General features: G+C 73.1%; 6 protein-coding genes. All 6 read left to right on the forward strand.

What is annotated here, in order from left to right:
* Positions 1–210 precede the first annotated feature (210 nt).
* The 6 genes from ACIF6L_RS24875 (at position 211) to ACIF6L_RS24900 (ending at position 7,585) form a co-directional block, all read left to right on the forward strand.
* A complete protein-coding gene (locus tag ACIF6L_RS24875) occupies positions 211–927 on the forward strand; it encodes a hypothetical protein (RefSeq protein ID WP_396492581.1) in 717 nt (238 codons plus the stop codon).
* A gap of 5 nt (positions 928–932) precedes the next feature.
* Positions 933–4,091, forward strand: coding sequence for a condensation domain-containing protein (locus ACIF6L_RS24880; protein ID WP_396491438.1), 3,159 nt, complete (start codon positions 933–935; stop codon positions 4,089–4,091).
* An 80-nt stretch (positions 4,092–4,171) separates the two neighbouring features.
* On the forward strand, positions 4,172–5,038 hold the full coding sequence (locus tag ACIF6L_RS24885; RefSeq protein ID WP_329490248.1) for a 3-hydroxyacyl-CoA dehydrogenase family protein: 867 nt from the start codon (positions 4,172–4,174) through the stop codon (positions 5,036–5,038).
* Positions 5,035–5,325: an acyl carrier protein gene (locus ACIF6L_RS24890; RefSeq protein WP_329490249.1), complete on the forward strand. Its 291-nt coding sequence runs from the start codon at positions 5,035–5,037 to the stop codon at positions 5,323–5,325. The genes ACIF6L_RS24885 and ACIF6L_RS24890 overlap by 4 nt, the downstream gene beginning before the upstream one ends.
* Complete coding sequence (locus ACIF6L_RS24895) at positions 5,318–6,433, forward strand: acyl-CoA dehydrogenase family protein (protein ID WP_329490250.1); 1,116 nt, start codon at positions 5,318–5,320, stop codon at positions 6,431–6,433. Before ACIF6L_RS24890 ends, ACIF6L_RS24895 begins: the two co-directional genes overlap by 8 nt.
* Positions 6,434–6,478: 45 nt before the next feature.
* Entirely contained in the window at positions 6,479–7,585 is a 1,107-nt protein-coding gene (locus tag ACIF6L_RS24900; protein WP_359811455.1) for an HAD-IIIC family phosphatase, read from the forward strand.
* Positions 7,586–7,821 lie beyond the last annotated feature (236 nt).

Consider the following 7,821-nt stretch of genomic DNA (forward strand, 5'->3'; position numbering starts at 1 on the left):
TGCCGGTGTCCGACCGGTTCTTCGAGGAAATGTTCCACGGGCTGTGCCGCAGGGAAACCAGCCGTCCGACTCCGAAGATGGGATGAGAAAGTGCCGAACGAGAACGCCTGGAGCGTCATAACCGCCCCGACGTCGAAGTCCCTTGTTCTCGGAATCGATTTCCCCGCCGCCGGGCGGCGCGAGGCCGGATTCGAGGACCTCGCACGGAAGATGGGCCCGGCCTGGGCCGGGCACGGGTTCCTGCAGACCACGCCCCCGCCGGTCCGCCTGGCCGACCGCCCGGCCGGCGACTACTACACCGAGCACTGGCTGAACGCCGGCGAGTGGGAGAAGTACGAGGTGGTGGCCGTGCTCGGCTACTGCGTCGGCGGCGTCTACGCCGGTGAGATCGCCGACCGCCTGGCGCAGCGTCAGGGCACCGCACCCAAGGTGATCCTGTTCGACCCGCAGGTCACCGACCTGCAGCTGCTGGAGTCCGAGATCCACAAGATGATCGCGCTGGCCGGCCCGGTCTTCACCGCGGAGGAGGCGGAGCACGCCCGCGAGCGGGCCGCCGAGATCGTCGGGACTCCTTCGATCGGCCTGCTCGACGCCGCCGTAGAGATCGTCGGCCTCTACCGCGAGATGGCCTCCATCGCCTTCCGGCGGATCGGTCTCGCCGACGCCCGCCGGGACGAGGTCGTGCTGCTCTTCGAGTCGTACATGACGTGGCTCTCCGCCGCCTCCCAGATCGACCCGAGCCGGGCCTGGGGCGAGGCGCTCGCCGTCACCTCCTCCGACTACGCGGAGCTGGAGCGGACCGGCGCGGCGACGGTGGTCAACGCCAGCAAGGTGCTGGGCCGGCGGCTCTCGCTGGAGATCGGCCACGTCGACCTCCTGCGGGACGACTCGACGGTCCGGCTCCTCCTCGACAACGCCGAATTCTGAGGGCGATGAACTCCGACCTGGGCGCGTCCGGCCGGCCGCCGGAACCGGACCGCGCGAACGCACCGACGAACGCACCGACGAACGCTCCGACTACCGCGACGACGAACGCACCGACGACCTCGGCGCCGACCGCGACGACGAGCAAGGAGAAGGCCCTCTGGCTGCTGGAGCAGCTGGTCCCGGAGACCGGGGTCAACAACCTGGGGCTGGCCCTCCAGGTGAGCGGGCGGCTGCGGCCGGACGCGCTGCGGGCGGCCCTGGCGATCGTGGTCGGCCGGTACGAGGTGCTGCGGACCGTCTACCGCACCACCGGGGCGGACCTGGTCAAGGAGGTCGTCCCCGCGAGCGGGTTCGCCGTGGAGATCGAGCCGCTCGACCTGTCGGGCGACCCGGTGGAGCGGCAGCTGACCGCGTTCGCGGACCGGCCGTTCCGGCTCGACGGCCGGCCGCTGGTCAGGATCGGGCACGCCGTCCGTCCGGACGGCGACGTGCTCTGCGTGGCCGTGCACCACCTGGTCTTCGACATGGTCTCGGTGGCCCTGTTCCTCCAGGCGTTCATCCCGGTCTACGACGCGATCGCGGCGGGCCGGCCGGTGCCGCCGCAGGCCACCGCACCGGCCCCGGCGCTCGCCGAGCCCGAGCCGCGGCCCGCCGACCTCGCCTACTGGCGGGAGACCCTGGAGGGCTTCGACCCGGCCGGGCTGGAGCTGTGGTGCGGCACCCCGCGCGACCGGCAGCCGCGGCTGCGGGGCGAGACCGCGAGCCGCGCGCTCTCCCCCGGGGCGCAGCAGGCCGTGCTGCAGTTGCAGCGCGCGGTCAGGGCGCCGCTCGGCGCGGTGATGCTGGCCGCCTACGCGGCCCTCCTCGCGGCGCACGGCGCCGGACCGGACCTCGTCATCGGCTCCCCGGTCAACGTCCGCGGGGCGAACACCGCCGCCATCGGCTACCACGTCAACGTCGTGCCGATCCGGATCCGGGTGGACCTCGCCGAAGGCTTCCGGGCGCTGGCCCGGCAGGCCCGGGACGCGTTCCTCGGGGCGATGGCGCACGCCGACACCCCGGTCGACGAGCTGACCGGGGAGCTGCCGGGGATCGGTACGTCCTGGCAGACCCAGCTCTTCCGCCACCTGTTCAACTTCCTGCCCGAGGCGCCGGCCGGCGAGCTGTCGGTCGGCGGCATGGCCGCCCGGGTGCTGACGGTGGAGAACCCGCACAGCAAGTTCGACCTGGAGCTGGTCGGCTCGCCGTCCCGGGCGGAGATCGTGTTCCGCCGCTCCGAGACGCTGGCCCCGGCCGAGGTCGAGGCGATGCTGGACCGGTTCGACGCCCTGCTGGTCGCGGCCGCGCAGGACCCGGACCGGCCGCTCGCCGGGACGGCGGGCTGGAGCGACGCCGACCGCCGGGCCGTCGACCGGGCCGACGGGACGGCCGCCCCGGCCGTGCGCCCGACGGTGCCCGCGGCGTTCCGGGCCTGGGCGGAGAAGACACCCGAGGCCCCGGCCGTGACCGACGGCGACCACGGCGTCGACTACCGGCAGGTGGACGGGGCGGCATCCGCCGTCCGCGCGCTGCTGGCCGGTGCCGGCATCGGGCCGGGCGACACGGTGGCGATCGCCGTGCCGCGGCGCGAGGCCGCGGCCGCCGCCCTCGGCGTCTGGCGGGCCGGCGCCGTCTGCCTGCCGCTCGACGCCGGACACGACCCGTCCTGGCTGACCCGGCAGCTAACCCACGCGCGGGCGAAGGCCGTCCTCACCGGGACGGGTGTCCGGCTGCCCGACGACGCCGACCTGCCGCCGGTCCTGACGTCGGCCGACGCCCCTGCGCCCGGTCCCGCCGGACCGGCCGCGGACGGCGAACCGACCACGCCCGCCTGCCTGTTCTACACCTGCGGGGAGGCCGGAGAACCGGTCGCCACCGTGCTCAGCCACGCCGGCCTCGCGGACGCGGTCGGCCACTTCGCGGCCGAGCTCGGCGTCGGGCCCGGCACCGGTGTGCCGGCGCTCGCCGCGCCGGCCGGCTTCGACGCGCTCTTCGAGACCTTCCTGGCGCTGGGCGCGGGCGGCCGCTGCGTGGTCCTGCCCGACGGCGCCCGGACCGACGCGACCGCCCTCCGGGCCGCCGCCGACGGGCTCGACGCGACCGTCGCCGTCGTCCCGCCCGGCACCCCGGCCCGCCTCCTGGCGGACCCGGCCGGGCAGCTGCCCGGACTGACGGTGCTGGCCAGGGGCGACGAGCTGACCGCCGAGGTGGCGGAGCGGCTCCTCGCGGCCGGCTGCCGACTGCACAGCGGCCTCGGCATTCCGGGGACCACCGGCTGGGTGCTGTCCGGCCGGGTGGAGAGCCCCGACGGGCTGACCCGGGGGCGGCCGGTGGCCGGCACCCGGGCCTTCGTCACCGCCCCCGACGGGCGCGAGCTGCCCGTGGGACTGCGCGGTGAACTCCGCCTCGCGGGAACGGCTGCGGCCCCGAGCGGGCCGGACGGCCCGGCGGTCGCGACCGACGCACGGTACGGGCGCCACCACCGCACCGGCGAACTCGCCCGCCGGCGGTCCGACGGGGCGATCGAGTGGCTCGGCCGGGCCGACCGCCGGGTCACCACCGAGGACGGCCCGGTCGACCTCGGCCGCGTGGAGGCCGACCTGCTCGGCCGGGCCGGGGTGACGGCGGCCGCCGCGCTGGCCGTGCCGCGGCCCGACGGCGGGCACACCGTCGTCGCCTTCGCCGAGACGACCACCGAGACGACCACCGAGGCGTCCACCGATCCGACCACCGACCCGGCCGTTGCCCCGGGCACGGCCACCGACACCGGCGCCCCCACCGGGTCCCGGCTGTTCGTCCGCCTGGCCGCGCTGCCCAGGACACCGGACGGCCGCCCCGACCACGAGGCCCTCCGCGCGCTGGCCCGCAAGGCCGTCGAGCAGGGCGCCGACCTGCCGGACCCGGCGGAGGACGACGCGCTCGTCCGCAGCCTCGTCGGGATCTGGGGGCAGCTGCTGAGCACCGGCGCCACGGCACAGACGAACTTCTTCGACTCGGGCGGCCACTCGCTGCTCGCGGCCGTCCTGGCGCAGCGGGTCGAAGAGCTCACCGGCAGGAACCTCGAACTCGCCGACGTGTTCAAGCACCCGACCCCCGCCGCTCTCGCCGCGCTGCTGCGCGCCTGAGCGGCGGACCACACCGGGCCGCGTCACCACGACCGGGCCGGCCGACAGGAACCGGCTCACGAAACAGCAGGGAAGAATCCATGAGCACTGCTCTTGAGGAGCACCGCCTCGCCATCATCGGCGCCGGTGTGATGGGTACCAACATCTCGGCGCTCGCCCTCGGCCACGGCGTCTCCGTCGTCCTGGTCGACGTCGACGAGACCGTGCTGGAGACGGCCCGGCAGACCATCCGGCAGAAGCTGCGGCACGCCCAGCTCATGGGCGTCCTGCCGGCCGACCGCCCGCAGGGCACGCTGACCACCAGCGTCAACCTCGACGACATCGCCGAGGCCACCACCGTGGTCGAGGCCGTCACCGAGGTCGACAAGGTCAAGCAGGAGGTGCTCTCCGCGGCCTCCCGGGTCGTGACGCCCGGCACCACCCTGATCTCCAACACCTCGTGCATCCCGATCGACGAGATGGCCGAGTGGATCGTGCGCCCCGAGGACCTGGTGGGCGTGCACTTCATGAACCCCTCCTACATGATCAAGATGGTCGAGGTCATCCGCGGCCCGCGCACCGACCCGGCCGTCCTGGAGCAGGCCACCGAGCTGCTCACCGTCCTCGGCCGCGAGGCACTCGTCATCGAGGACTCGGCGGGCTTCGTGATCAACCGCCTGCTCCACCCGCTGATCAACACCGCGGCCATGCTCGTCCAGGAGGGCGTCGCCTCCGTCGAGGTCGTCGACGGCCTGCTGGAGGGCTGCCTCGGCCACTCCACCGGCCCGCTGCGCACCGGCGACCTGATCGGCCTGGAGAACCTGGTCGACTCGCTCAACGTGCTCTACGAGCGCCGCGGTGACGAAAGCTGCCGCCCCTGTGACCTCCTGCTCGAAAAGGTGCGGGACGGCCACCTCGGCCGGAAGACCGGCCGGGGCTTCTACGACTACGGAAAGGTCGCGTCATGACCGTCCACGGGGACAACACTCCGCTGACCGCTGAGACCCTCCAGAAGGAGATCCTCGGCTTCCTCGCCGAGCGCATCAAGACCGACGTCGAGCTGGACCAGGACCTCTTCGCCTCCGGCGTGGTCTCCTCGATGTTCGCCATGCAGCTCGTCGTCCACCTGGAGGACGCCTACGACATCGCCATCGTCGGCGGCGACCTCAAGCTCGACAACTTCCGCACCGTCGGGGGCATGGCCGGCCTCGTGCTGCGCCTGCGCGGCGACGCGGTGGCGGCCGGGAATGCCTGACCGACCGGCCGACGAGCGCGCCCTCATCGGCGAGCTCGTCGGCTCCCGGGCCGGCTCCTGGGACGTCGCGGGCGAACTGCCCCTCGACGTGCTGCGCACGCTCGGCGCCAAGGGCCTGCTGTGCGCGCAGGTGCCGGCCTCCTACGGCGGCCTCGGGCTGAGCAGCCAGGACAACGGCGAACTCACCGCGTACGTGGGGAGCCTGTGCAGCTCCCTGCGGTCCATCATGACCTCGCAGGGCATCGCGGCCTGGACCATCCAGCGCTTCGGCGACCGCGAGCAGCGGCGCACCTTCCTGGCGGAGCTGACCGGCGGGAAGCTCACCGCGGTCGGCTTCAGCGAGCCGGGGGCCGGCAGTGACCTGGCGGCCATGCGCACCCGGATCAAGGCCGACGGCGACGGGTTCGTCATCGACGGCGAGAAGAAGTGGGTCACCGGCACCCGGTACGCCGACTTCGTCGTCGTCATCGGCCGGCAGGGGGACAGCGACGGCGCGGCCGCCGCGATCGTCCCCGTCGACGCGCCGGGCGTGCACATCGACCTGGTACCCCAGCCGATGGGCTGCCGGGCCGCCGGCCACGCCAACATCCGCCTGGACAACGTCCGGCTGCCGGCCACCCACGTGCTGGGCGGCGGCGGACAGCCCCTGTCGATGCTCTTCACCACGGCGCTCTCCTACGGGCGGGTGTCGATCGCGTGGGGCTGCGTCGGCATCCTGCAGGCCTGCCTGAGCGCCGCCACCCGGCACGTGAAGCACCGGCACCAGGCGGGCGTGGCGCTCGCCGAGCACCAACTCGTCCGCGGGCACCTCGCGGAGCTGCTCGTCGCCGAGCAGGTCTCGCGGCGCAGCTGCGAGCACGCCAGCCGGCAATGGGACTCCGCCGCCCCGGACATGGGGCTCACGGCGGTCCTCGCCAAGCACGTCAGCGCCAACCACGCGGCCCGCGGCGCCGCCACCGCGGTCCAACTGCTCGGATCGACCGGTGCCGAGGACGGCCACGTGGTGGCCCGCGCGTTCCGGGACGCCAAGCTCATGGAGCTCATCGAAGGCAGCAACGAGATCTGCCGGCTGATCCTGGCGGACCACGCCCTGTCGATTTCCGACTGACGTCCATCCGACCGAAGTCCGACCGAAAGCTGGTAGGAGACCCCCGTGGCTGAGAAGCCAACCCTCGTGAAGTGCCTGGTCTGGGACCTGGACAACACCGTCTGGGACGGCACGTTGCTGGAGGACCCGACCGTCGAACTGTTCCCCGGAATCCACGACACCATCGTCGAGCTCGACTCCAGGGGAGTCCTGCACTCGGTGTCGAGCAAGAACGACCACGACCTCGCCTGGAAGCGGCTCGAAGACCTGGGCCTCGCCGAGTACTTCGTGCATCCCCAGATCGGGTGGGGGCGCAAGTCCGACGCGGTTAGGCTGATCGCCGAGCGGCTGAACTTCGCGGAGACGGCCGTCGCCTTCATCGACGACCTGCCCACCGAGCGCGCCGAGGTCAACTACCACGCGCCCGACATCCGTTGCTACCCGGCCGAGCGGGCGGCCGAGCTGACCGCACTGCCCGAGTTCAGCCCCGAGATCGTCACGGTCGACGCCCGGCGCCGCCGGGAGATGTACCAGGCGAGCTTCCGCCGGGACGCCGAGAAGGACACCTTCAGCGGCCCCGACGAGGAGTTCCTGCGCACCCTCGACCTCGTCATGGAGATCAAGCGCGCCGACCAGGAGGACATCTCCCGGGTCGAGGAACTGACCCTGCGCACCAGCCAGATGAACGCGACCGGCGTCCACTACTCGGACGCCGCGCTGCGTGCGCTGCTGGTCGACCCGGACCACGAGGTCCTGACCGTCAACCTCACCGACCGCTTCGGTCCGCACGGCGCCGTGGGCGTGCTCCTCCTGGAGCGCCACGCGGATCTGTGGCACCTCAAGCTCCTCGCGACCTCGTGCCGCGTGGTGACCTTCGGTGCCGGCGCGGTCATCCTCAACTGGCTGATCGACCAGGCGGCCCGCTCCGGCGCCCACCTCGTCGCCGACTTCCGGCGCACCGAGCGCAACCGCATGATGGACATCGCCTACCGGTTCGCAGGCTTCGCCGACGACCCCTGCGCCTGCCAGGCCGTCCTCGGCGAGCCCGCCGGGGAGGGCGTCCAGCGCCTGCACCTGGTCGCGGATCGCCGCGAGGGGCCGACGACGATGCGGCTGGACTCGCCCGAACTCGCCGCGGCCGCCTCCGAGAAGGACGCTGTCGCCCGAGGGTGAGCGGTACCGGGACTCCCCGGCCGAACGGAAAGGCGCGCCGATCAACCGGCGCGCCTTTCTCGGTTGAACACGTGGTCCTCCGGACGGACCGGCTCATATCCTGACCGTCGGGGGCTCCGGCGGGCCATTTCCCGGATTTCCTCGCACAGCTCCAGTGCGGTTCTTCGACGCAGCTTTCTGTGCGGCCGTTCTGTTCAGCCCTTTTGCATTGCTGTTTCTCCTTGGCTGAAAGACAT

It is taken from the genome of Kitasatospora sp. NPDC086009, assembly GCF_044540385.1.
In the GTDB taxonomy this organism is placed as follows: domain Bacteria; phylum Actinomycetota; class Actinomycetes; order Streptomycetales; family Streptomycetaceae; genus Kitasatospora.